Origin of the sequence: Microbacterium sp. H1-D42, from assembly GCF_022637555.1 — a bacterium.
GTDB lineage: Bacteria > Actinomycetota > Actinomycetes > Actinomycetales > Microbacteriaceae > Microbacterium.
Genome location: NZ_CP093342.1, coordinates 2,642,888 through 2,666,622 on the forward strand (window position 1 = coordinate 2,642,888; position 23,735 = coordinate 2,666,622).

Annotated in this window: 20 protein-coding genes; 9 read left to right on the forward strand and 11 right to left on the reverse strand. The window is 68.8% G+C overall.

Going from position 1 to position 23,735, the window contains the following annotated elements:
• Positions 1–19 precede the first annotated feature (19 nt).
• From MNR00_RS12650 to MNR00_RS12665, 4 genes are read left to right on the forward strand one after another with little or no spacing between them, the layout of a single operon-like run.
• Positions 20–1,795 carry a sigma-70 family RNA polymerase sigma factor gene (locus tag MNR00_RS12650; protein ID WP_241926273.1) on the forward strand — a complete coding sequence of 592 codons (1,776 nt, stop codon included), beginning with the start codon at positions 20–22 and terminating at the stop codon, positions 1,793–1,795.
• A 40-nt stretch (positions 1,796–1,835) separates the two neighbouring features.
• Entirely contained in the window at positions 1,836–2,207 is a 372-nt protein-coding gene (locus MNR00_RS12655) for a YrdB family protein (protein ID WP_241926274.1), read from the forward strand.
• A 10-nt stretch (positions 2,208–2,217) separates the two neighbouring features.
• The gene (locus tag MNR00_RS12660; protein WP_241926275.1) at positions 2,218–3,582 is read left to right on the forward strand and encodes an FAD-linked oxidase C-terminal domain-containing protein; all 1,365 of its coding nucleotides are present in this window, start codon (positions 2,218–2,220) and stop codon (positions 3,580–3,582) included.
• Positions 3,575–3,970, forward strand: a complete 396-nt coding sequence (locus MNR00_RS12665; protein ID WP_241926276.1) for an NUDIX domain-containing protein — start codon at positions 3,575–3,577, stop codon at positions 3,968–3,970. Before MNR00_RS12660 ends, MNR00_RS12665 begins: the two co-directional genes overlap by 8 nt.
• A gap of 45 nt (positions 3,971–4,015) precedes the next feature.
• Here MNR00_RS12665 and MNR00_RS12670 read toward each other — a convergent pair whose 3' ends face one another.
• On the reverse strand, positions 4,016–4,795 hold the full coding sequence (locus tag MNR00_RS12670) for a glucosamine-6-phosphate deaminase (RefSeq protein WP_241926277.1): 780 nt from the start codon (positions 4,793–4,795) through the stop codon (positions 4,016–4,018).
• Entirely contained in the window at positions 4,788–5,723 is a 936-nt protein-coding gene (locus MNR00_RS12675) for an ROK family protein (RefSeq protein ID WP_241926278.1), read from the reverse strand. The genes MNR00_RS12670 and MNR00_RS12675 overlap by 8 nt, the downstream gene beginning before the upstream one ends.
• Before the next feature lie 202 nt (positions 5,724–5,925).
• On the opposite strand from MNR00_RS12675, the gene MNR00_RS12680 reads away from it, so the two are divergent.
• Entirely contained in the window at positions 5,926–7,392 is a 1,467-nt protein-coding gene (locus MNR00_RS12680) for a L,D-transpeptidase family protein (protein WP_241926279.1), read from the forward strand.
• An 85-nt stretch (positions 7,393–7,477) separates the two neighbouring features.
• On the opposite strand, the gene MNR00_RS12685 is transcribed toward MNR00_RS12680, so the two are convergent.
• Positions 7,478–9,697, reverse strand: a complete 2,220-nt coding sequence (locus tag MNR00_RS12685) for an NADP-dependent isocitrate dehydrogenase (protein ID WP_241926280.1) — start codon at positions 9,695–9,697, stop codon at positions 7,478–7,480.
• Between the two features lie 178 nt (positions 9,698–9,875).
• Here MNR00_RS12685 and MNR00_RS12690 point away from each other — a divergent pair, with 178 nt between their 5' ends.
• Together MNR00_RS12690 and MNR00_RS12695 are read left to right on the forward strand one after the other, a co-directional pair.
• Positions 9,876–10,334, forward strand: a complete 459-nt coding sequence (locus MNR00_RS12690; protein ID WP_241926281.1) for a GNAT family N-acetyltransferase — start codon at positions 9,876–9,878, stop codon at positions 10,332–10,334.
• 241 nt (positions 10,335–10,575) lie between these two features.
• A complete protein-coding gene (locus tag MNR00_RS12695) occupies positions 10,576–11,448 on the forward strand; it encodes a DUF559 domain-containing protein (protein ID WP_241926282.1) in 873 nt (290 codons plus the stop codon).
• 122 nt (positions 11,449–11,570) lie between these two features.
• Here the strand turns inward: MNR00_RS12695 and MNR00_RS12700 are convergent, their stop codons facing one another.
• From MNR00_RS12700 to MNR00_RS12710, 3 genes are all read right to left on the reverse strand, one after another.
• Complete coding sequence (locus tag MNR00_RS12700; protein ID WP_241926283.1) at positions 11,571–12,359, reverse strand: hypothetical protein; 789 nt, start codon at positions 12,357–12,359, stop codon at positions 11,571–11,573.
• Positions 12,360–12,440: 81 nt separating this feature from the next.
• Positions 12,441–14,249 (reverse strand): ABC transporter ATP-binding protein, encoded by a 1,809-nt coding sequence (locus MNR00_RS12705; RefSeq protein WP_241926284.1) that lies wholly within the window; start codon positions 14,247–14,249, stop codon positions 12,441–12,443.
• The gene (locus MNR00_RS12710) at positions 14,246–16,153 is read right to left on the reverse strand and encodes an ABC transporter ATP-binding protein (RefSeq protein ID WP_241926285.1); all 1,908 of its coding nucleotides are present in this window, start codon (positions 16,151–16,153) and stop codon (positions 14,246–14,248) included. Before MNR00_RS12710 ends, MNR00_RS12705 begins: the two co-directional genes overlap by 4 nt.
• Positions 16,154–16,438: 285 nt before the next feature.
• On the opposite strand from MNR00_RS12710, the gene MNR00_RS12715 reads away from it, so the two are divergent.
• Entirely contained in the window at positions 16,439–16,879 is a 441-nt protein-coding gene (locus MNR00_RS12715) for a hypothetical protein (RefSeq protein ID WP_241926286.1), read from the forward strand.
• Between the two features lie 4 nt (positions 16,880–16,883).
• Here the strand turns inward: MNR00_RS12715 and MNR00_RS12720 are convergent, their stop codons facing one another.
• The 4 genes from MNR00_RS12720 to purN all read right to left on the reverse strand — a co-directional run bounded on the left by MNR00_RS12720 (position 16,884) and on the right by purN (position 21,341).
• The gene (locus tag MNR00_RS12720) at positions 16,884–17,393 is read right to left on the reverse strand and encodes a methylated-DNA--[protein]-cysteine S-methyltransferase (protein ID WP_241926287.1); all 510 of its coding nucleotides are present in this window, start codon (positions 17,391–17,393) and stop codon (positions 16,884–16,886) included.
• Positions 17,390–18,886: an Ada metal-binding domain-containing protein gene (locus MNR00_RS12725; RefSeq protein WP_241926288.1), complete on the reverse strand. Its 1,497-nt coding sequence runs from the start codon at positions 18,884–18,886 to the stop codon at positions 17,390–17,392. The genes MNR00_RS12720 and MNR00_RS12725 overlap by 4 nt, the downstream gene beginning before the upstream one ends.
• A gap of 213 nt (positions 18,887–19,099) precedes the next feature.
• On the reverse strand, positions 19,100–20,707 hold the full coding sequence (gene purH / locus MNR00_RS12730; RefSeq protein ID WP_241926289.1) for a bifunctional phosphoribosylaminoimidazolecarboxamide formyltransferase/IMP cyclohydrolase: 1,608 nt from the start codon (positions 20,705–20,707) through the stop codon (positions 19,100–19,102).
• Between the two features lie 52 nt (positions 20,708–20,759).
• Positions 20,760–21,341, reverse strand: a complete 582-nt coding sequence (purN, locus tag MNR00_RS12735) for a phosphoribosylglycinamide formyltransferase (protein WP_241926290.1) — start codon at positions 21,339–21,341, stop codon at positions 20,760–20,762.
• A gap of 94 nt (positions 21,342–21,435) precedes the next feature.
• Here purN and MNR00_RS12740 point away from each other — a divergent pair, with 94 nt between their 5' ends.
• A complete protein-coding gene (locus tag MNR00_RS12740) occupies positions 21,436–22,365 on the forward strand; it encodes an LLM class F420-dependent oxidoreductase (RefSeq protein ID WP_241926291.1) in 930 nt (309 codons plus the stop codon).
• Between the two features lie 16 nt (positions 22,366–22,381).
• On the opposite strand, the gene MNR00_RS12745 is transcribed toward MNR00_RS12740, so the two are convergent.
• The gene (locus MNR00_RS12745; RefSeq protein WP_241926292.1) at positions 22,382–23,656 is read right to left on the reverse strand and encodes a DUF6350 family protein; all 1,275 of its coding nucleotides are present in this window, start codon (positions 23,654–23,656) and stop codon (positions 22,382–22,384) included.
• Positions 23,657–23,735 lie beyond the last annotated feature (79 nt).

The window sequence follows — 23,735 nt, forward strand, 5'->3', positions numbered from 1 at the left end:
GGCGGGGTGAGGACTTCCTTTGGACGACCAGCAGACCGATCACGTGGCGTCAGCGGACGCCAACCTCGTGTTGCGGACCCGATCGGGTGATGCCGAGGCATTCGGCGAACTCTGGCGTCGCCACTACCCCTCCGGACTCACGGTCGCGAAGTCGATCACGTCTTCCATCGATCCGGACGACCTCGTGCAAGAGGCGTATGCGCGCATCTACCAGGCCATCCTCAAGGGCGGCGGTCCGAACGGATCGTTCCGCGCGTACCTCTTCACCAGCATCCGCAACACTGCCGCCGCCTGGGGGCGCGCGCGTCGCGAGACGCCGATCGACGAGCTCGACACCGTCGCCGACCCCGACACCACCGAATCGGCCGCAGATGAGGCCCTCGACCGCGGACTGACCGCGCACGCGTTCCGCTCGCTGCCCTCGCGCTGGCAGGAGGTGCTCTGGTACTCCGAGATCGAGCGGATGAAGCCGGCCGAGATCGCACCGCTGCTCGGGATGACCGCCGGTGCTGTGTCGCAGTTGACCTTCCGCGCCCGCGAAGGTCTGCGCGAGGCGTGGATCCAGGCACACCTGCGCAGTGCGGGTGACGGCTCGGAATGCCAGTGGACGATCGAGCACCTCGGCGCGCACTCCCGCGGCAATCTCGGACCTCGCGCGCAGCAGCGAGCTGACGATCACCTCGAGTCCTGCGCGCGATGCATGATCGTCGCCGCTGAGGCGAAGGACGTCTCCGGTCGCCTCGCCATCATCATGCTCCCGCTCGTGATCGGCGTCGGCGGCGCGTCCAGCTATCTCGCGACTCTGCAGGGCGGCGGCGCGCCGATCGTCGCGCTGGCTGCTGCCATGCCCTCCGGTGTCATCGAGGGCGGTATCGCCACGGCCGGCGTCGCGGGGGCCGGCATCGGTGGTGCTGCGGGCGCGGGTGCAGGCGGATCGGCCGGTTCCGGCACGGGGTCGGTGACCGGCATCGGCGCACTGATCGGCGCGGGCTCCGCGGCACTCGTCGTCGCTGGAGTCGTCGCCGCCGTGGCCGTCGTTCCCGCGATCACCTCGGCGGGCGTCGCGACCTCACCGCCCAGCGCTTCCGAGTCCGATTCGTCGTCCATCGCCTCGGAGTTGAGCCCCGACGCGACCATGTCCCTCGAGGACCCGATGGTGATCGAGGTGGACGACGCGGACCATGTCGATCCTGCCCCGGTGCCGGACGCCGACAAGCCGGATGGGCCGCAGGTCGACGCTGTCGTGACGGCGCCACCAGCCGCGACGACCGCGCCGGAGGACACCCCCGATCCGAAGCCGGTGCCTCCGACGACCCCGACGCCGTCACCGAGCCCCACGCCGACGCCGACGCCGGCACCCCCGACGCCTACGCCCACGCCCACGCCAACGCCAACGCCAAGTCCCACTCCGACTCCGACTCCGACTCCGACGCCGAGTCCCACCACGCCGCCCCCCGTTGACCCCGATCCGGGTGAGGAGACGGGGCCGGCCCCAAGCGATGATCTGACCTGGGGCAAGGCATCGCTGCGTCTTGAGGGAAACAGCGTGACCTACGTGGTCCCCGTGAGCGGCACGCCTGGCTCGACTGTGCGGGTGGCGATCAAGGGCATCGACAATGCCCGCGCCGACGAGGTCTCACTGGACGACACCGGCAGCGGCGTCGCCGAGATCCGCCCGACCTGGGCAGAGCTCTGGAAGAACTCTGCCGTCGGATTCACCTACCTGGTCGACGGAGTGCCCGCCGAGTGGAAGACGACCGATCTCTGGTCGCTGCATCGGCCACCGCAGTTCTGACCCAGCCGAAGCACCCGCACCGGCCGAATAGACTGGGGACATGCCCCAGGATCCTGTCACCGAACCGGGCGTGACCCGCCCCGCGGTCACTCCACTCGACATCATCCGCGTACTCGTGCTGCTGGCGGCCCTCGCCACCCTCGCCCTGTGGGGCTTCGCCACGTGGACGCTTCCGTGGAGTGTCGTCGTCGGCATCGGAGCACCGGCGATCGTCCTGGTGCTGTGGGCGCTCGTGCTCTCGTCCAAGCCGGTGCTGCGGCTGCATCCGTTCCTGCGCGCGCTTGTCGAGCTGCTGATCTACGTCGGTGTGACGCTCGCGTGGTGGTCGATGGGCTCGGCCTGGATCGGCATCGCCTTCGCTGTCGTCGCGGTCACGTCAGGCGTCATCGCCGGCCGACGCTCCCTGAGCTGAGCGCGATCCCATGACCGGGCCGCTCGAGCGCCTCCGCGATGATCTCGGCGATCTGGTCGACACATCGCCGACGTCGCTCGAGGCCGCAAGGGCCGACCGCAGCGGACACCGCTCCGCCGGTCGCCCGCTGGCCGTTGTCCACTCGCACACCGTCGACGACGTCCAGCGCACCATGCGGATCGCGACGGCCACCGGCACTCCGGTCGTCATCCGCGGGGCGGGCACCGGGCTCGCCGGCGCTGCGAATGCCGGCCCTGGCGAGATCGTGCTGTCGACCGCGTCGATGACCGGGATCCTCGAGGTGCGGCCGGACGACCTCGTAGCCGTCGTCGAACCCGGCATCCTCAACGCCGATCTGAACACCCACCTCGCCCAGCACGGCCTGTGGTGGGCTCCAGATCCCGCCAGCCGCGACATCTCGACGGTCGGCGGCAACATCGCCACCGGGGCGGGCGGGCTGCTGTGCGCGAAGTACGGAGTCGTCCGCGACGCCGTGCTCGGCGTGGATCTCGTCCTCGCCGATGGTCGGATGCTGCACCTCGGTCACCGCACAGTGAAGGGCGTCACCGGGCTCGACCTGACCTCGCTCGTGATCGGCTCCGAGGGCAGGCTCGGCGTCGTCGTCGGCGCGACGCTCAAGCTGCGGCGCCTCACCGAAGGCGTCGCATGCACCATCACCGCCGCGTTCCCCGCTGTGCGAGACGCTGCCGCAGGCTCGGCCGCCGTGACCGCGGCGGGAGTGCAGCCGGCGATCATGGAGCTCATGGATGCTGCCTCGCTGGCCGCAGTGCACGACCTGCTGCGGCTGCCGGCACCAGCCGAGGGCACCGCGCAGCTGACCATCCAGACCGACGGCCCCGCCGCTCGCGACGAGGCCGCGCGCATCGTCGCCCTGCTCGAGGCAGCAGGCGGCGCTGTCGCCGTCACCGACGACCCTGTGGAGGGCGCCCGGCTGCTGCAGGTGCGCCGCTCGATGCACCCCGCAATGGCGGCGCTCGGCACGACGCTGATCGAGGATGTCGCCGTGCCGCGCAGTGCGATGGTCGCGATGTTCGACGAGATCGCGCGCATCGAACGGCAGTATGGCGTCCGCATCCCCACCGTCGCCCATGCCGGAGACGGCAACCTGCATCCGAACTTCATCTTCGACGGTGACGATGTCCCCGCCCACATCTGGGCCGCGGCGGACGACCTGTTCCGCACCGCCATACGCCTCGGCGGCACGCTCACCGGCGAGCACGGGATCGGGATGCTGAAGAGTCGCTGGCTCGCAGAGGAGCTCGGTGAGGATCAGTGGCAGCTGCAGCGTGACATCGTGCGCGTGTTCGACCCTCTCGGAATCCTCAACCCTGGAAAGGTCTTCGACGATGCCTGACATCCACGTCAGCGCGGCGATCATCACCGACCGGGCCGGTCGTGTGCTGGTCGTGCGCAAGCAGGGCACGACCAGATTCATGCAGCCTGGCGGCAAGCCCGAGCCCGGCGAGACACCCGCACAGACACTGATCCGCGAGCTGCACGAAGAGCTGGCACTGCAGGTAGACGAGACCGCCCTGCATCCTCTCGGCGTCTTCGTCTCGGCAGCGGCCAATGAACCGGATCACCGGGTAGTCGCCGATGCCTTCGCCCTGCGCGCCGAGGCGGCGGACGTCATCGTGCAGGCCGAGCTCGCCGAACTGCGCTGGCTGGAACCCGGAGACGTGTCCAGCGTGCCGCTCGCCCCGCTGAGCGTGGAGCACCTGCTGCCGATCGCCTGGGCGTGACCGACGACGGCCTCAGCCCGGCGTTCCGGGACTGAGGCTCAGCGGTCAGATGCCCTGCCAGGCCGGCTTGTTCGCGTAGCTGTACCGGTAGTAGTCGGCGAGCTTCAGTTCGCTCGCTGCGGCCTCGTCGAGCACCACCGTGACGTGCGGGTGCAGCTGGATCGCCGAGGCCGGCAGCAGCGCACTCACCGGGCCCTCGACGGCGCCGGCGACCGCGCGGGCCTTGCCCTCGCCGAATGCGAGCAGCACGAGGTGGCGTGCACGCAGGATCGTGCCGAGCCCCTGGGTGACGCAGTGCCTCGGCACATCGTCGATGGAGTCGAAGAACCGGGCGTTGTCCTCGCGGGTGCGCTCGGTCAGGGTCTTCACTCGTGTGCTGGACGCGAACGACGAGCCGGGCTCGTTGAAGCCGATGTGTCCGTCCGTGCCGATGCCGAGGATCTGCAGGTCGACGCCGCCCGCAGCGGCGATGGCCTTCTCGTACTCCTCCCCGGCATGCTCGACGGTCGCGATGGCGCCATTGGGCACGCGGATCAGCGCGGGGTCGAGACCCAGCGGCTCGATGACCTCACGGGTGATGACGGAGCGGTAGCTCTCGGGGTGCGAGGGGTCGATGCCGACGTACTCGTCGAGGGCGAACCCGCGCAGGTGCGAGACGTCGTGGCCGGCCAGCCGCTCGCGCAGCGCCTCGTACACCGGAAGCGGTGTGGACCCGGTGGCAAGACCCAGCACGGGATCCGCAACCGAGTCGATCAGCCGAACGATCTCGTCGGCGACCAGCGCACCTGCCGCTGCCTTGTTCTCGAGGATGACGACTTCAGCCATGAACGATGATCTCCTTGTCGAGGGCGATGGTCTTCGCGGGGACTGACCCCAGCAAGGCGGCTCCGACAGCCGCCACCGGCGAATCCGCCGGAAGCATCTCTATCCTCTCATCGAGGCGCAGTGACCGCAGGAAGGATGACTGCGCGGCATCAGCGCGCAGCGCGGCGTGGATGCCCGGCTCGAGCCGGCCGGTGAGCGCCGTCAGCCCGCCGCCGATCACGATCACCTCGACGTCGACCGACAGCACCAGCGCCCGAACGGCCGCCGCCGCTCCGCGGAACAGGTCATCACGCAGTGCGATCGCGACGTCGTCGCCGGCATCCGCGGCATCCAGGATGTCCTTCACCGGCAGCTCTCCCGCTCCGCCCCAGGCGCGGGCGAGCGCTCCGCCGCCGCAGAGCGTCTCGATGCATCCGCGCTGACCGCAGCCGCAGAGCCGGCCGTTGGGGTCGACCACGAAGTGGCCCACTTCACCGGCGGTTCCGCGGGCACCACGCCAGATCCGTCCGTCCACGATGATGCCGGCCGCGACACCGGTGCCGAGGTTGAGGTAGGCGATCGGTGCGCCGTCGTCCCGCAGCGCCGCCGCACCGAGGGCGGCGGCCTTCACATCGTTCTCGACGAAGCACGGCACCCCCAGCATCCGCTGCACGTGCTCTGCGATGGCCAGCGACTCGACGCCGAGGTTCACGGCGTGCACCACGAGCCCCGCTTCCGCATCGACCAGGCCGGGGATGCCGATCCCGATCGAGCGGAGGTCAGGGTCGGCGAGCTGCGCGCGCAGTTCGCCGGCGGCGTCGAGGATGCCGGTGAGCACGGCGTCACCGCCGCTGCCGGTGGCACGGCGCACATGCGCGAGGACCGTGCCGTCATCGGCGCGCGCGATGCCGGCGATCTTGGTTCCGCCGACGTCGAGCCCGATGCGCACGCCAGTCTGCCGGTTTGCCGAGATCACATTTGTTAGTACACCTTACGAACCGGGTTCCACGCAACACGAGCGACGCACCAAGGACTCCCGGTTATCGAAACGTTACTCAGTGGCGCTACCCTCCGCCTACCCGATACCCTGTCGTGATCTCGCGTCGCTTACCATGAATGGATACGTCACGCTGTCCTTGGGGGGTGAGTCCGTGACCGATCTGATCTCCGGACCCGACACTGGCGCCACACAGGCGATTCCGACCACTGCGAGCACTGCTGTGCAGCCGCCGCATGATGGCGAGCCGGCCGTGCAATGGGGTCCGTCCGAACCCACGCCGAAGAAGCGTCGGATCGGACTGTGGGTGGGCCTCGGCGCGGGCGCGCTGCTACTGGCAGCGGCGGGCGCATCGACGATCCTGATCGCCCCTGGCACGACTGTGGCCGGCGCCTCGGTCGGGTGGATGACCCCCGGCATGGCAGCCGACGTCATCAGCGACCGTGTCGCCACCACCGAAGTCGAACTGACCGGCGCCGGCGATGACGCACAGCTGCAGGGCGCTGACCTCGGCGCAAGCGTGGACGCGCAGGCACTCGCCGAACAGGCCTTCGCCGATCGGCCGATGTGGAACCTCGGCGCATGGATGGGCGAGCCCGTCACGGCGACGGTCGTGCTCGATGCTGACGCCGCAGATCGCGCGCTGCGCGCCACGGTGCCGACGAGCTTCGTCGACCCAACTGAGGCCACCGTCGTCTTCGATGAGGCCACGGCGAAATACGTGGCGACTCCGGCGGAGTCCGGCACCGGCATCTCGGTCGATGCGCTCACCACGGCGTTCAACACCGCCGTCAGCGACGGCGATGCGACCTTCACGTTCTCCGGTGACGCGACCGACGTCGCGCCGCAGATCACCGACGAGAAGGCCGCGGCGACTGTCGAGCAGCTGAACGGAATGCTGGCGACCATCGGCTTCTACGTGGGCAAGGAGCGCACCGTGCCGGTCGCACCAGCGGTCGCCGCGAGCTGGCTCACGGTCGAGGCCGTCGACGGCGAACTGCAGGTCTCTGCCGACTCGACCAAGATCCAGACCGTGGTGGACTCGCTCGCCAAGGCCGTCGACCGTGCACCAGTTCCCGCGACGACCATCGTCGACTCGGGCGGCCAGGTGCTGCGCACTGAGGCCAAGGGCGTGACGGGCCGCGAACTCGGCGAGACCTCTGGCGTGGCATCCGACTTCGCCGCCGGACTCGAGAAGGGCGACGCGGTCTTCCCCCTCACCGTCTCGGAGACGCCGTTCGAGACCACCGCCGTCGCACGCAGCCTCACGGTCGACATCAGCGATCAGCGCACCTATCTCGTCGAGAACGGCAACGTCGTGCGGTCGTGGGCGGTGTCGACCGGCCTGCCTGGCACCGCCACCGACCTCGGCCACTTCCGCGTGCGCGCACACGTGCCCATGCAGGACATGAAGGGCACCAACGCCGACGGCTCGAAATACGTGACGAAGGACGTCCCCTGGGTGACCTACTTCAACGGCGACGAGGCCTTCCACGGCACGTACTGGCACACCAACTTCGGCAACCGGATGAGCCACGGCTGCGTCAACATGCCTATCGATGTCGCCAAGCAGGTGTTCGACCTCGCCCCCAGCGGCCTCGAGGTCTGGGTGCGCCAGTAAACCCGCCCGCCACGACAGGAGGCGGGAACGCGAAGAGGGCGGATGCTGTCAGCATCCGCCCTCTTCGCGTATTCGCAGCTCTGGATCAGACCATCGCGTCGATGACGCCGTTCAGCGTCTGCGACGGGCGCATCGCCGCCGCGACCTTCTCGGTGTCGGGACGGTAGTACCCGCCGATGTCGAGCGGCGAGCCCTGCACGGCGTTCAGCTCGCTGACGATCTGCTGCTCCTTCTCGCCGAGAGCCGCGGCGACCGGTGCGAACGCGGCGGCAAGGGCGGCATCCTTCGTCTGCGCCGCCAGCTCCTGCGCCCAGTACAGGGCGAGGTAGAAGTGGCTGCCGCGGTTGTCGATCGTGCCGAGGGCGCGGCCGGGCGAGCGGTCCTCCTCGAGGAAGGTGCCAGTGGCGGCGTCCAGCGTCTCGGCGAGGATGCGCGCGCTCTCGTTGCCGGTGCGGTCAGCGAAGTGCTCGAGCGATGCGGCGAGCGCGAAGAACTCGCCGAGCGAGTCCCAGCGCAGGTAGTTCTCGCCGACGAGCTGCTGCACGTGCTTCGGGGCGGAGCCACCCGCACCGGTCTCGAACAGCCCGCCACCGGCGAGCAGCGGAACGATCGAGAGCATCTTGGCGCTGGTGCCGACCTCGAGGATCGGGAACAGGTCGGTGAGGTAGTCGCGCAGCACGTTGCCGGTCACCGAGATGGTGTCAAGGCCGTGGCGCATGCGCGCCAGCGTGTAGCGCGTCGCCTCTTCGGGGGCGAGGATCGTCAGCGTCAGACCGCTGGTGTCGAGCGTCGCAAGACCCTGGTGCACCTTGGCGATGATCTGCGCGTCGTGCGAGCGGTTCGCGTCCAGCCAGAACACGGCAGGCACGCCAGTGGCGCGGGCACGGGTGACCGCGAGCTTGACCCAGTCCATGACCGGAATGTGCTTGGTCTGCGTGGCACGCCAGATGTCGCCCTTGCCGACCTCGTGCTCGATGAGCACGGTGCCTTCGCTGTCGAGCACCTGCACGACGCCGTCCGTCGCGATCTCGAACGTCTTGTCGTGGCTGCCGTACTCCTCGGCCGCCTGCGCCATCAGGCCGACGTTGGGAACAGTGCCGATCGTCGCGGGGTCGAGAGGACCGTTGGCGATCACGTCGTCGAGCACGGTCTGGTAGACACCGGCGTACGACGAGTCCGGAATCACTGCCAGCGTGTCCGCTTCGCCTCCGTCGACGCCCCAGAGCTTGCCGCCGTTGCGGACCAGCGCCGGCATCGATGCATCGACGATGACATCGCTCGGCACGTGCAGGTTCGTGATGCCCTTGTCGGAGTTGACGTACGACAGGCGAGGGCCTTCGGCGATCGCCCGCTCGAAGGCGGCCTTGATCTCGTCGCCGTCGGCGATGCCGGACAGGCCGGCGAGGATCGAGCCGAGTCCGTCGTTGGCGCTGAGGCCGGCCGCGGCGAGCTGGTCGCCGTACTGGGCGAAGACGTCCTTGAAGAAGGCCTTCACGACGTGGCCGAAGATGATCGGGTCGCTGACCTTCATCATCGTGGCCTTCAGGTGCACCGAGTACAGCACGTCCTCGCTCTTGGCGGTCTCGAGCGTCTCGGCGAGGAACGCGTCGAGGTTCGAGGCCGACAGGAAGGTGGCGTCGATGATCTCGCGTGGAAGGACCTTCAGTCCCTCCTTGAGCACGGTGACGGTGCCGTCGGCTGCCGTGTGGCGGAAGCTCAGCACGTCGTCGTGGGCGGCGACCCAGGAGCGCTCGTTGTGCTTGAAGTCGTCGTGGCCCATGGTGGCGACCCGCGTCTTCGAACCGTCGGCGAAGGGCTTGTTGCGGTGCGGGTGCTTCTTGGCGTAGTTCTTCACTGCCAGCGGAGCCCTGCGGTCACTGTTGCCCTCACGCAGCACGGGGTTCACTGCGGAGCCCTTGATGCGGTCGTAGCGGGCGCGAACGTCCTTCTCCTCGAGGGACTGCGCCTCGTCCGGATAGTTCGGCACGTCGTAGCCCTGCTCCTGCAGCTCGGCGATGGCCGCCTTGAGCTGCGGGATGGATGCCGAGATGTTCGGCAGCTTGATGATGTTCGCCTCGGGCAGCGTCGCGAGCCCACCGAGCTCGGCCAGCGCGTCGCCGACCTGCTGCTCTGGTGTGAGCTTCTGCGGGAAGGCCGCGAGGATGCGGCCCGCCAGCGAGATGTCGCGCGTCTCCACCTCGATGCCCGCCTGGCCGGTGTAGGCCTTGATGATCGGCAGGAAGGACGCGGTCGCCAGAGCCGGCGCCTCGTCTGTGTAGGTGTAGATGATGGCGTCGTCGGTCACCGGATCTCCGTTCGCGAGGGCAATTTATCTCGATACCAAGATACCTGAGTGCGGCGCGGACCGTTTGCGGCCGTCTTCAGGCACTTCCCTGATGAGTGATACCGCGGTGTATTGCGCGCGATGTATTCTGCCGATCACATTTTCTCCACCACACACGACTAGGGGCTAGCCTGGGGTCATGTCGGAACTGCGCGTGGTCGAACTATCCGCGGCGACGATCGTCGCCGTCAACAAGCTGTCACTCAAGCCTGGGCAGGAGCAGTTCCTCGCTCCGGTCTCCTACGGCATCGCCGCCACCGTGGTGAACCCTCAGACCTCCTGGCAGCGCGTGGTGCTCGACGGCGACCAGGTCGTCGGCTTCGTGAGCGCGAGCTTCGACCCTGAGGCTCTGGAAGAGAACTTCCGCAGCGTGCTCTGGCGCATCAACGTGGATGCGGACGATCAGGGCCGCGGCATCGGCCGCTTCGCCGTGCAAGCTCTGATCGACGAGGCCCGCGCACGCGGTGTCGATCACGTGAACGTGATCTATGAAGCCGGCGACGGCGGCCCCGAGGCGTTCTTCCGCCGAGTGGGCTTCGAACCCGTCGGCGAGACCGAGTACTCAGAGGTCATCGCGCAGATCCGCGTCACGGACTGAACCGGCGGCGGGGTCTCGAATCCCCTCCCCCATCGAGATCCCGTCGCCGCCTGCCCGACTGACGAATCCAGGACGGTTCCACTTTCACAGGACGATCTGGCCGCCAGCATCCTGTGAAGTTGCAATCGTCCTGCGCAATTGCGGCGGCACTCATCCTGCACAATCCACGCGAACCGGATTCTCTCCACAGATCGTGTGATTCGGACCTCGAGCACGCCCGGTGCTGCACGACGCTGACCGGATGAGACTGACGACCTGGCTCGCAGAGCGCGACGGCATCGGCCATCGCGATGACGCGTCGGATGCTGGATTCACACCTTCGCATGTGCGCGCGGCGATCCGGTCCGGCAGTGTTCGCCGCATTCGCGCGAAGTGGATCGCACTCGACTCGGCTGCCCCGGAGCTCGTCACTGCGGCATTCGCGGGTGGTGCGCTGACGTGCACGACCCTGGCGCGACGACGTGGGTGGTGGGTGCCGCCCAGTGTGACTGAGAAGTCCACGGGTGAGAAGCCGAGCACGGTCGAGAAGGTGCACCTGCACCTGCCCGTCCACGAGTCGCTGCGGGCGGATGACGTCACCGCGCACTGGGCGAAGCCACTCGCGCCTCGGCATCCGCGCACGTTGGAGGCGTCGGTCGAGGATGCCTTATCCGATGCTGCGCAGTGCTTCGAAATCGATCAGGCCGTCGCGATCTGGGAATCGGCGATCCGCACGAACTCGACGACCCTGGAGTCGCTACGCAGTGTTCGCTGGCGCTCCGCCGCGGCCCGGCGATGTCTGCTGCATGTGCGACCGGGAACGGACTCGTCGCTGGAGACCGTGTTCCACGTGCGGCTGAGCGCGTGGGGCGTGCGACTGCGCCTCCAGGTGCAGCTCGCAGGGCATCCGGTCGACTTTCTCATCGGCACCCACCTGGTCGTGCAGATAGACGGGTGGAGCTTTCATTCCTCCTCCGCCGACCGCACCCGCGACCTCGCCCACGACGCCGAGCTGAGGATGCGCGGGTACACCGTGCTGCGCTTCTCGTACTCGCAGGTGATGTTCAATTGGGAGCATGTCGAGCATGTGCTCGCGTCGGCGATCAGCCGCGGACTGCACCTCGCAGCGGCGTAACGCCGCGTCGGACGACCCCTGCAGCTCAAGAATCCAGGACGATTGAAATTCCACAGGATGATCCGGCGTCCAGCATCCTATGGAATTGAATTCGTCCTGTGAAGCTGAGGGCCGCAACCGCGTCAGCGGTCGTCGCCCTTGCGACGCCCCCACGAACCCAGCACATCCGAGGTGCGGTCCAGCACCTCTGTGGTGCGCTCCATCAGGTTGCGCGCCGCGTCGCGCAGCGCTTCCGGCACCTCAGCGGCCGTGCGCGCGTCGCCGCGCACGCGGCGCTCGGCGATGTCGAAGGCTCGCTCGAGCCGTTCGACGGCGTCGCGGTACTCGCCGTAGTCGGATGCTGTAATCCGCGCGCCCTCGTCGTTCGGACGCCGATCTCGGGCGACCTGCACGGTGGCGAGGAACTCCGCCGTCGTCGGGATGCGGGCATCGCTCATCTCGGGGAACGCCAGGGCCTTCACGGGATCGGTCTCGTACTCCATCCACCGCGCCAGGATGGCGTCATGGCGGGCGCGCAGCTTCGCCAGGGGCGGCTCACCGCCGACCGTCAGCGCCGTGCGCTCGGCCGAAAGTCGCGCCCGCGCCGCCTTCACCCTGGCGTTGCCCGCCTTCGCCGCGAGCTGCGCCTCGCGCAGGGCGCGCCGCGCGGCCGCAACGGCACCCGTGTCCGTCCGTCCGGCCGCGCGCTCTGCACCGACCCGCGTCGCCTCTGCGCGGGCGATGCGGGCGTTGTCGGCGGCGATCCTCGATTCCTGCTGAGCGCGGCGCAGCTCGAGCCGCGCCGCGTCATAGCCGAGCCGCTTGCCACTCACTTGATGCCTCCGCTTCGCGACGAAGCCGACCGCCGCACCGCCGATGACGACAGGGGTGATCCACCACACTTCGGCTGCCATCGCCCAGAACGGATCCACACCTTCAACCTAACCACGCGCGGCGTCTGCTCGGAACAGAATCAGACCCCAATCGTCGCGATCAGACCCCGATCATCGTGATCAGACCAGAGTCTCCTGCCACGCGGCGTGCAGCTGCGCGAACTTTCCGGCGCCGCCGATCAGTGCCTTCGGGGTGTCGTCCTCGATGATCCTGCCGTGTTCCATCACGAGCACACGGTCCGCGATCGCGACAGTGGACAGCCGGTGGGCGATGATGATCGCCGTGCGGTCGGCAAGCAGCGTCTGCAGGGCATCCTGGATCAACCGCTCCGACGGGATGTCCAGCGAGGCGGTCGCCTCGTCGAGGATCAGCACCGCTGGGTCGGCGAGGAACGCCCGCGCGAACGAGATCAGCTGACGCTGCCCGGCCGACACGCGCCCACCGCGCTTGTTCACGTCGGTGTTGTACCCGTCGGGCAGCGACGAGATGAACTCGTCGGCGCCCACGGCGCGCGCGGCTGCGCGGATCTCCTCGAGCGTCGCATCCGGCTTTCCGAGCGCGATGTTGTCGGCGACGGTCCCGCTGAACAGGTACGCCTCCTGGGTCACCATGACGATCGCTCGCCGCAGATCCTTGGGGTGCAGCATCCGAAGATCGACGCCGTCGAGCGTGACCGAGCCGATCGTCGGGTCGTAGAAGCGCGAAATGAGCTTGGCGAGCGTCGATTTGCCAGCACCGGTGGTGCCCACGAGCGCGATCGTCTGACCGGACGGGATGTCGAGGGTGAACTCCGGCAGGATCGTCTTCTCGCCGTTGTACCCGAAGGTGACGTCGTCGAAGCGGATCGCGCCGCGCGACTCCCACAGGTCGACCGGCTTGTCGGGGTCCGGCACCGTCGGCACTTCGTCGAGCACGCCCGAGACCTTCTCCAGCGCCGCCGTGGCGGACTGGTAGGAGTTCAGGAACATCGCGATCTCCTGCATGGGCGCGAAGAAGTTGCGGACGTACAGCACGGTCGCCAGCAGCACGCCGACGCCGAGCACGCCGTCGGCGACGCGGATGCCGCCCCACAGCACGACCAGCGCGATCGTCAGGGCGGAGACGGCCATCAGCCCTGGCTCGAACGTGCCGAACAGCACCATCGAGCGACGGTTCACGTCACGGTAGTCACCGGCGACCTTGCGGAATGTCTTGTCGTTGCGCGGCTCCTTGCGGAACGACTTCACGGCGCGGATGCCCGTCATCGTCTCCACGAACTGCACGATCACCTTGGCGCTGATCACCCGCGACTCGCGGTAGACGAGCTGCGACCGCTTGTAGAACCAGCGCATCAGGAGCGCAAGCGGGATTCCGGCGAGAGCCAGGATCACGCCGGACTGCCAGTCGTAGATCACCAGCGCGATGAAGGTGAACAGGCCGAACAGCACGCCGGAGACGAGGTTGTTGAGTCCGCCGTCGAGCAGTTCGCGGATCGAATCGAGGTCGCTGGTCTGCCGCGAGATGATGCGGCCAGAGGTGTACGACTCGTGGAACTCGAGGCTCAGTCGCTGGGTGTGCAGGAAGATGCGCTTGCGCAGCTCGAGCAGCACGGCCTGGGTGATGCGCGCGGCCAGCACGACGTAGAACCCGATCAGCGCAGAGCCGACGATGCCGGCGAACAGGTACGCACCTGTCACCATGATCGCCGGCATCCAGTCGGCGTTCTCGAGCAGCTGCGGCAGGGCCCGGTCCAGGGCGACGCCGATCAGGATGGGGCCCGCCACCTGCAGGGCCGTCGAGACGACCAGCACGAGCGCGGCGATCACGATGCGCGCGCGCAGCGGCTGGATCAGCGATCCGAGCAGGCGCAGTGAGCGCTGCCGGATGGCGCGGCTCTCCTCTTTGGTGTAGTCGGAGCGGTCTTCGTTCTGAGTGCCGGTGATGCTCATGCCTGCACCTCCTCTTCGAGTGCGTCCTGTTCGTCGATGGCGTCCGCCGCTTCTTCTTGGCGCTGGTGCGCCTCGGCGACCGCCTCGGTGATGATCGGAATGGCTCCGGTGCGAGCTGCCTCGTCCGCCTCGAGGCTGGAGATCACGTGCCGGTAGTGGGCGCTGGTGCGCAGCAGATCGGAGTGCTTTCCGACCGCGGTGATCCGGCCCTTCTCGAGCAGTGCGACCCGGTCGGCCAGGGCGACCGTCGACGGTCGGTGCGCCACGATCAGTGCGGTGGTATCGGCGAGCACGTGGCGCAGCGCCTCTTCCACCATGGCCTCGGTGTCGACGTCGAGCGCCGAGAGCGGGTCATCGAGCACGAGCACCTTGGGAGCGGCAGCGACGGCGCGGGCCAGGGCGAGGCGCTGACGCTGTCCACCGGACAGGCTCAGTCCCTCTTCGCCGATGATCGTCTCGAGGCCTTCTGGCAGCTGCTCGGCGAAGCCCGCCTGCGCGACGCCGAGTGCCTCGTGCAGCACGCGGTCGGCCTCTTCGCTGTGGATGTCGAGGTCGGCGCGTCCGAGCAGCACGTTCTCACGGACGGATGCTGAGAACAGCGTCGCGTCCTCGAACGCCATCGCCACGTGGCGGCGCAGCTCACTCAGCTCCAGGTCGCGGATGTCGACGCCGTCGAGTGTTACCCGCCCTCCCGTCACGTCATACAATCGCGCAGGCAGCGTGGTGAGAGTGGTCTTGCCGCTGCCGGTCAAGCCCACCAGGGCCATCGTCTCGCCTGGTTCGAGCACGAGGTCGATTCCGTCGAGCAGGTCGCGCTCTGACGCGCCGGCGTCCTGATACCGGAAGCGCGCGCTCTCGAAGGCGAGCTCACCGCGCGGCTCCTTGATCCGCACCGGGTTCTCGGGGTCGGTGATCGTGTTGGTCTCCTGGAAGATGTCGAACACGCGGTCGGTCGCAGTGCGGGCATCCAGCATGAACGAGAACAGGAACCCGATCGACTCGATCGGCCAGCGCAGCACCGTCGCCATGGCGAAGAACGCGAACAGCTGGGGCACGTCGATCGCGTCGTTCGCGATCAGCCAGATGCCGGTGATCAGGCTCAGACCGAACGCGATCTGCGGCATCAGGTCGAGCCAGAACCAGATCTCGCCGACCGCGCGCGCCTTGCTCAGCTCGGTCTCGCGCAGCGTCTCGGCCTGACGGCTGAAGCGCGAGAGGGCGTGCTTGCCACGGCCGAACGCCTTCAGCACGCGGATGCCGTGCACGCTCTCCTCGACGCTGGTCGCGAGGTCGCCTGCCTGGTCCTGGCTGCGGCGCGCGAGCACGCCGTAGCGCTTCTCGAACAGATACCCCTGGATCCACATCGGGATGCCGGTGACGAGGAAGATCGTGCCGAGCAGCCAGTGCCAGCGGAACAGCAGCACGGCGCCGATGCCGATCGTGAGGATGTTCACCACCAGCAGGATGAGGCCGAAGGCGATCCAGCGGCGGATCAGGCCAATGTCCTGCATCATGCGGCTGAGCAGCTGGCCGGACTGCCAGCGGTCGTGGAACGCCACCGGCAGGCTCTGCAGGCGGGAGTACAGGTCGGTGCGCATCTGGTACTCGACCTCGGTGGCCGGGGTCAGCACGAACCAGCGGCGCAGCCACACCATGGCGGCCTCGCCGAGAGCGAGCGCGAAGACTGCGAAGGCGCCGACGGCGATCAGGCCGGTGACGCCGGTGGCGATCGGGCCCTTCACGATCTGCTCGAGGACGATCGGGATCATCAGCGCGATCACGGCCGCGGCGAGCGCACTGAGTGCGCCCCCGATCAGGCGTCCGAAGATCGGCCGGACGAAAGGCTTCAGCCGCCACAGCGCAGCGAAGGTGGACAGAGACGACGGGGAGGAGGTGACAGACATGACTCTCAGATGAGTAGCGAGCGGAAGACGAAGACGAAGACGAAGGCGGATGCCACTGGCATCCGATTCAGGGCGGCGCGACGCGAGGTGACCGGTCGCGAACCGCGATCAATCGCGCGGGCGAACCGCGCGCGAACCGAGGGCGATGAACGTCTTGACAATCGTCGTGGACATGGAGTCCTCCTCAGGCTCGGCTTCGTCGGCCGGTTGGCGCGACAGCCTTCGAGCATATTCCTGAGAACGCGTCTGCCGCAAGTGGAATTCCCGACGCGTACTGTTGCTGACATGAGTTCGCGTCTGCGCATCGAAGCCATCGACGTCGGCCCTGCCGACCTCTCCCCTCAGCTGCCCGCCGAGGCGCGGCTGCTGCGTCAGGCACCGGGCCCCGACCGCCCGGATTACTTCTTCGCCGTGCTCGACGAGGCGATCGGCTACCGCACGACGCTGACGGAGCTGCGGGAGCAGGGCATAGACCCCGATGCCGCAGACCCGCAGCTGATCCACGTCGGTGACGACGGCACCGTCGACCTTCGGGTCTTCGGCATCGTGTTCGCCGCGCGGATCGCCGGGGAGATGCCGCACGTCGGCATGAAGGACTTTCCCGTGACCCTGGCGTACGTGATCGACAACACGGCGCTGCGCGATGAGGTCATCGACTTCTCCAAGCTCGTCTACGCCGCTGTCGCGTTCATCACCGACATCGACGCCGAGGCTGCCGCGGTCTGAGCCGTCAGGCGACCGCAGACATCGCGGCGGCCTCACGCGCCAGCAGGCTCCGCTTCACCGGCACACCCCAGGCGAAGCCGCCCAGGGTGCCGTCCGCGCGCAGCACGCGGTGGCAGGGCACGAACAGGGCTGGTGCATTGCGGGCGCAGATGGATGCTGCCGCACGCACCGCCTGAGGACTGCCGAGCTCGATCGCGAACTCCGAGTACGTCAGCGGGCTGCCAGGGACGATGCGGCGCAGCGCCGCCCACCCGGCAGCCTGCATCTCGGTGCCGTGCTGACGGACTGCCACGCCGTCGATGGCCGCCAGATCGCCGGCGTAATACGCGCGGGCTGCGTCCGCAGCATCCGACTCGCCGTCGGCGATCCGCTCCGGGCGCAGGGACGGATGCACGCGCGCGACGATCTCGGCGTGGTCTGTGCTCCAGCCGGAGGCGAGCACGCGCTGGTCCTCGTCGACGAGAAGCGTGAGGGCCCCGTCCGGGGTGTCGATGGTCTGGATGAGGGCGGTCATGAGGACTCCTTCGAAAGCGTCTTGGTGGTTGCCGTGCGGGACGTCCGCACGGGGGCGGCGCGCCACAGGTGGGCGGTGAGATAGCTGCGCCACGGCGCGATGCGCGCGGCCCAGTCGGTGAGGGGCCGTGCCTCGCCAGGGAGCCCCGCGGCGGCGGCCCCCGCCCGCATGGCGACGTCTCCCGGCAGGAACACGTCGGGGTCGCCGATCACTCGCATCCGCACGTAGTCGGCGGTCCACGGACCGATGCCGGGCATCGCGAGCAGTCTCGCGCGCTGCTCTGTCGCGTCGTCTCCGACGGTGAGAACGAGGTCGCCGGATGCCAGTGCCGCGGCCGCCCCGGTGATCGCGCGGATGCGCGCGGCAGGCCCCCGCAGCACCTCTGCGCCGTGTTCGGCGATGGCCACCATGGTCGGGAAGAGCAGTCCGCCGTCGGCCGTGCGCTCCCCCAGCTGCTCGGTCAGCGTCGTCAGCGCGGTGCGCGCCGCGACGACCGTGATCTGCTGCCCGACCATCGCACGGATCAGCATCTCGTGCGGGTCAGCGGCGCCTGGTACGCGGATGCCGGGGATCGCCGCCACGAGCGGGGCGAGCTCGCGATGCGCGGACAGCGCCTGGTCGATCGCCGTCGGGTCGGCGTCGAGGTCGAACAGCCGCCGGGCGGTCGAGACCAGAGGGGCGAGGTCGCCGAGCCTGGTGACGCGGACGCGCAGCCGCAGCGTGCCGTCGGGGGTCTGGCGGACCTCGAGGTGAGCGGGGCCACCCGGCATCCGCAGGTGCCGACCGAAGGAGTTCTCGGTCGCGACCTCCATGCCGGGCAGGGCGCGAGCGGCCATCCAGGCGAAGATGCCGCTGGCATCCATCGGCGTGCGGTGCGGCAGGAGCAGGTCGATGATGCCAGGAGCCTCGGCGATGTGGCCGCGGCGCCGTGCGCGCAGCTGACCTGGGGTCATCTCGAACACCTCGCGGATCGTTTCATTGCACTGGCGGATGCTGGCGAAGCCGGCCGAGAACGCCACTTCGGAGATCGGCAGGTCCGTGCCGACCAGCAGCATGCGGGCGGTGTGCGCACGGTGCGCGCGGGCAAGCGCGAGGGGCCCTGCACCGAGTTCAGCGGTGAGCAGGCGCGTCAGGTGTCGTGGTGAGTACCCGAGCCGCCCGGCGAGGCCGGGCACGCCCTCCTGCTCGACGACACCGGCTGCGATCAGGCGCATGGCCCTGGCAGCGGCGTCCCCTCGCAGATTCCATGCCGGGGACCCTGGTGCGGCCTCCGGCAGGCATCGCTTGCACGCCCGGTAGCCGGCCTCGTGCGCCGCGGCGCTGGTCGGGTAGAACGTGACGTTCTCTGGCTTCGGCGTGCGGGCAGGGCAGCTCGGTCGGCAGTAGATGCCCGTCGATCGCACCGCCGTGACGAACTGCCCGTCGAAGCGGGTGTCCCGCGCGCTGATGGCGCGGTACCGCTCGTCGTGCTCGCGTTCGACCTGGGTTGTCATGCCTCCATGGTGACACGCTCAGGGTATCCGGGCTGGCGGAAATCGGACATGGCTGTTTCCGGTTGTGACTCCTCAGCCGCCATGTTTCGAGGTCGGGTCACCGCGTCTCGACTCTTGCGGCTCCGCCGCCTTCGCTCGACGAACGGTTGCGCCCTCGCGCAGCTCGGCCGCTGTAAGGACACTTCTTCCACTTCCCGGTCGCTTCGCTCCCGGTTAGTGGAAGAAGTGGCGCTCTCCGGTGAAGAACATCGTCACGCCGGCCTTGCGGGCCGCGTCCACGACCTCGCCGTCGCGCACCGATCCACCCGGCTGCACGATGGCGCTGATGCCGGCATCCAGCAGCACCTGCGGGCCGTCCGCGAAGGGGAAGAACGCGTCGGACGCGGCCACAGAGCCCGCTGCACGGTCTCCTGCGCGCTCGACCGCGAGGCGGCACGAGTCGACGCGGTTGACCTGTCCCATGCCGACGCCGACCGTGGCGTTGCCCTTGGCGAGCACGATCGCGTTCGACTTCACGGCGCGGCAGGCCTTCCACGCGAAGATCAGGTTCTCCATCTCCTCGTCGCTCGGACGCTCACCCGAGACGAGCTCCCAGTTCTTGGCGACCGAGACGATGTCGTCGGGGAAGCGGTCGGCGTCCTGCAGCAGCAGACCGCCGGAGACCAGGCGGATGTCCATGCGCTCCTGCTGCCAGTCATCGGGCAACTGCAGCAGCCGCAAGTTCTTCTTCGCTTTGAATACCTCCAGCGCCGCCGGCTCGAAGGATGGGGCGACGATGACCTCGGTGAAGATGTCCTTCAGGTTCTCGGCCATCTTCAGTGTGACGGTGCCGTTGGCTGCGATCACGCCGCCGTACGCCGAAACAGGGTCGCACTCGTGTGCGCGCAGGTGCGCGCTCGCGATCGGGTCGAGCGCGTTCGGTGCAGTGGTCGCGATGCCGCACGGGTTGGCGTGCTTGACGATGGCGACAGCCGGCAGCACCATGTCGTAGGCGGCGCGCAGCGCGGCATCCGCATCGACGTAGTTGTTGTACGACATCTCCTTGCCCTGCAACTGGGTGGCCTGGGCTATGCCGTGGCCGCCGGCGCGGGTGTAGATCGCACCGCGCTGGTGCGCGTTCTCGCCGTAGCGCAGTGTCGCCAGACGCTCGGCCTTGACGGTGAGGTGCGCCGGCAGGTCGCCGTCCTCGGCGAGAGTGCCCTCGGCGAACCACTGTGCGACGGCCGAATCGTAGTTGGCGGTGTGCGCGAACGCGCGGGCGGCCAGCTCGCGGCGCTGCACGAGGCTGGTGCCGCCGGCGGTGACCGACTCGATGATGGCCGGGTACGACTCAGGTGAGACGACGATCGCGACGTTGGCGTGGTTCTTCGCCGCTGCGCGCACCATGGCCGGGCCGCCGATGTCGATCTGCTCGACGATCGCATCGGGCTCGGCACCGGATGCCACGGTCTCGACGAACGGGTACAGGTTCACCACGACGAGCTCGAACGGCTCGATGTCCAGCTGCTTGAGCTGGTTCTCGTGGTCCTCCAGGCGCAGGTCGGCGAGCAGACCGCCGTGCACCTTCGGGTGCAGCGTCTTCACTCGTCCGTCGAGCATCTCGGCGACTCCGGTGACGGCGGCGACGTCGGTGACGTCGTGGCCGGCGTCACGGATGGTCTGCGCGGTCGATCCTGTCGAGACGATCTCGACTCCGGATGCCACGAGGGCCGCAGCCAGGTCGAGCAGGCCGGACTTGTCACTGACCGACACCAGGGCGCGCCGGATCGGCACCAGATCGCGATCGCGGTACAGCGAGGGGTCGAGACGTGGGCCGGCCATGAGGATGCTCCTTCGTTCGGGCGGTGATGTTCGTGAGTGGAGTGCAGAGGGGTCAGTGGGCGAGGGTGAGATCGCCGGTCGCGATGCGCTGCACCACGTCGATCAGCAGGCGCCGTTCGACGGGCTTGATGCGCTCGTGCAGCGTCGCCTCGGTGTCACCCGCGAGCACGGGGATGCGCTCCTGGGCGAGGATCGGTCCGCTGTCGACGCCGTCGTCGACCACGATCACGCTGGCGCCGGTCTGCGTGGCGCCGGCGGCAAGGGCATCCCGCACGCCGTGCGCGCCGGGGAACTCCGGCAGGTAGGCCGGATGGGTGTTGATGATGTGGGGTGCGTAGCGCGCGACGACGGCGGCGGGCAGCAGGCGCATGAGTCCGCTGAGCACGATGAGGTCGGGCTGCCACACGTCCAGCTGAGCGGCGAGCTCTTCGCCCCACGCCTCGCGACTCGCGTGTGCGGCGTACGGCACGGTGAACGTCGGGATGCCGAACTGCTCGGCGTGCGCGAGCCCCTCCGCGTCGCGATCAGCGCCGACGGCGACCACTCTGGCGGGGAAGTCGGGGTGGCTGGCGGCCTCGAGCAGGGCTCGGAGATTCGAGCCGGTACCGGAGATGAGAACCGCGAGCGTCAGCACTTGGTCAGTCTACCGGGGCGGACTCATGCCGATGAATGCTGTGACGGTCGGCCCGCCGCGCGCACACCTGTGCAGGGCACGACAGACTGGGGCCATGGAGTTCACCGTCTTCACCGAACCGCAGCAGGGCTTCAGCTATGACGATCAGCTGGCTTTCGCGCTGCTCGCCGAACGTCACGGGTTCGATGCGTTCTTCCGATCCGACCACTACATGCGCATGGGCGAGGGGGATCCGCTTCCCGGCCCGACCGACGCGTGGACGACTCTCGCCGGGCTCGCTCGCGAGACCAGTCGCATCCGGCTCGGCACGCTGGTCTCGTCTGCGACCCATCGCGTGCCGGCCGTGCTGGCGATCCAGGTCGCGCAGGTCGACGCGATGTCGGCAGGACGGGTCGAGTTCGGGCTCGGCACCGGCTGGTTCGAGGAGGAGCACCGCGCCTACGGCATCCCGTTCCCCGCTCGCCGCTTCGGGATGCTCGAAGAGCAGCTCGCGGTGATCACGGGGCTGTGGCAGACACCGGTGGGCGAGACGTTCTCGTTCCACGGCGAGCACTACACCCTGCTGGATTCGCCGGCCCTGCCCAAGCCGGTGCAGGAGGGCGTGCCTGTCATCGTCGGCGGAGGTGGCCCGAGGCGCACACCAGCGATCGCCGCGCGATTCGCGACCGAGTTCAACATCGGATTCGAATCCGAGCAGGTCGTCGCCGAGCGGATCCCCGTCGTGCGCGCGGCGTGCGAGGCCATCGGTCGCGACCCGCAGACGCTGAAGTTCTCCGTCGCGCTGCCGACGTTCGCCGGCAGGACGGATGCTGATGTCGCACGGCGCGCGGAGGCAGTGGGCATCGCGGCCGCGGACGTGCGCGATGGCGTGAACGTCGTCGGAGCGTCGGACGAGATCGCCGCGAAGGTCGACCGGCTGCGCGCCCTGGGCGTCGACCGCGTGCACTTCCAGTTCCTTGATCTGCGCGATCTCGACCACCTGGACTACGTGGGCGCGGAGGTGCTGCCGCTGCTGCGCGGGTGATCCAGCCGGACGGACCTCAGCCTGCGCTCGAGTGCCCGTCCCACTCGGCCATCTCAGCGCGCCAGCGATCGGTGCGCTCCTCGGCCAGTTCATCGTGATGCCGTGGGGCCAGTAGCAGGATGGCGCAGCCGACCAGCACCTCGAGTCCGATGGCGAGCGCGAAACCACCGACTGGCGGACCCACCTCGGAGAGCCGACCGGGCCCGATCGAACCGGATGCCAGCAGTGCGGCGAGCGCCGCGACGCCCGCTGACAGAGCAGCGATGCCGACAGCGATCGCGACCCGGGGCAGGTAGCGGTCTCCGGTCCCCTCCCAGACCAGACGCGAGCGCACCATCCAGCCGGCCAGTGCACCGCAGGCGATCGGGATGAGCACGACCACCAGCATCCACATCGACCCGTGCTCGGGAACCAGCCCGAGCACCGGGATGCCCGGGACGACGCCCAACTCGGTGCCGGCCGGCGAGACCGCCGTGCCGGCGCCGAGCGCGAAGCCGGGTCCGGCGATCCAGCTCGCCGCCCACACGAGCAGCGTCGGCAGGTAGGCGAGGTGCGCGAGGGTGAGCATGCCGGCGCCGAGCACATCCACGTGAGCCGCCTCGAACAGGGCGATGACCTCTCCCCCGCGCAGCACGGTCATCACCGCGATTCCGATCGCCGAGACGCCGCTCAGCGCCACCAGAGCGATGCCGGCGCCGCGCAGTGACTCCGCAGGAACCGGAGCCCAGTCGCCCCAGCCGTCGACGATGTCGTGCAGGTGATCGATGATCCCGCCGTCCCCCTCGCCCCAGGCGTACACCAGAGCGCCTATCAGGGCCCCGGCGATGTAGACGCCAGCCGGGACGACGATCGCGACCCACACCGGCGCCTGCAGCACCTCGGCCTGCGAGGTGAGAGCGACCAGGGTCGTGATCAGCGAGAAGGTGACCGCGCCCGAGAGCACGCCGGTCAGCCAGGTTCCTGCGACCGCGGCGCGACGTCCGGAGCGGGCCGCGAAGAGCGCCGTGAACGCCAGGATCACCAGCGGCGGCACCGAGAGGGCGAACGTCGCGGCCTCCTTCGGGATCGCCAGAGACGACAGCAGCGCATCAGGCAGCACCACCTTGAGCGGAACCCCGTGCCCGAACTGCCACAGGGTGCCGCTGATCGGCCACAGCGCACCCCATTCCGCGCTCGCGCCGAAGGCGAGAACCCACAGCAGAGTGAGCGGGGCGAGCACGATCGCAAGCCCGACTGCGGCCGCGATGGCGGCGTCGAGGGCGGCGAGGAGCACGACGGTGACACGTTGCATGACTCATCGAGCCTACGGCGTGCGCGCGCCCGCTCGCTCCGGCCACGCGAGAGTGCCAGGACACGATAGATTTCTCAGC

What these genes read in the sequence shown, in the direction of transcription:
- MNR00_RS12655 (WP_241926274.1), top strand. Translation starts at nt 1,836, where the DNA reads ATGCCCCAGGATCCTGTCACCGAACCGGGCGTGACCCGCCCCGCGGTC.
- MNR00_RS12660 (WP_241926275.1), top strand. Translation starts at nt 2,218, where the DNA reads ATGACCGGGCCGCTCGAGCGCCTCCGCGATGATCTCGGCGATCTGGTC.
- MNR00_RS12665 (WP_241926276.1), top strand. Translation starts at nt 3,575, where the DNA reads ATGCCTGACATCCACGTCAGCGCGGCGATCATCACCGACCGGGCCGGT.
- MNR00_RS12670 (WP_241926277.1), bottom strand. Translation starts at nt 4,795, where the DNA reads ATGGCTGAAGTCGTCATCCTCGAGAACAAGGCAGCGGCAGGTGCGCTG.
- MNR00_RS12690 (WP_241926281.1), top strand. Translation starts at nt 9,876, where the DNA reads ATGTCGGAACTGCGCGTGGTCGAACTATCCGCGGCGACGATCGTCGCC.
- MNR00_RS12695 (WP_241926282.1), top strand. Translation starts at nt 10,576, where the DNA reads ATGAGACTGACGACCTGGCTCGCAGAGCGCGACGGCATCGGCCATCGC.
- MNR00_RS12705 (WP_241926284.1), bottom strand. Translation starts at nt 14,249, where the DNA reads ATGAGCATCACCGGCACTCAGAACGAAGACCGCTCCGACTACACCAAA.
- MNR00_RS12710 (WP_241926285.1), bottom strand. Translation starts at nt 16,153, where the DNA reads ATGTCTGTCACCTCCTCCCCGTCGTCTCTGTCCACCTTCGCTGCGCTG.
- MNR00_RS12715 (WP_241926286.1), top strand. Translation starts at nt 16,439, where the DNA reads ATGAGTTCGCGTCTGCGCATCGAAGCCATCGACGTCGGCCCTGCCGAC.
- MNR00_RS12720 (WP_241926287.1), bottom strand. Translation starts at nt 17,393, where the DNA reads ATGACCGCCCTCATCCAGACCATCGACACCCCGGACGGGGCCCTCACG.
- MNR00_RS12725 (WP_241926288.1), bottom strand. Translation starts at nt 18,886, where the DNA reads ATGACAACCCAGGTCGAACGCGAGCACGACGAGCGGTACCGCGCCATC.
- purH (WP_241926289.1), bottom strand. Translation starts at nt 20,707, where the DNA reads ATGGCCGGCCCACGTCTCGACCCCTCGCTGTACCGCGATCGCGATCTG.
- MNR00_RS12740 (WP_241926291.1), top strand. Translation starts at nt 21,436, where the DNA reads ATGGAGTTCACCGTCTTCACCGAACCGCAGCAGGGCTTCAGCTATGAC.
- MNR00_RS12745 (WP_241926292.1), bottom strand. Translation starts at nt 23,656, where the DNA reads ATGCAACGTGTCACCGTCGTGCTCCTCGCCGCCCTCGACGCCGCCATC.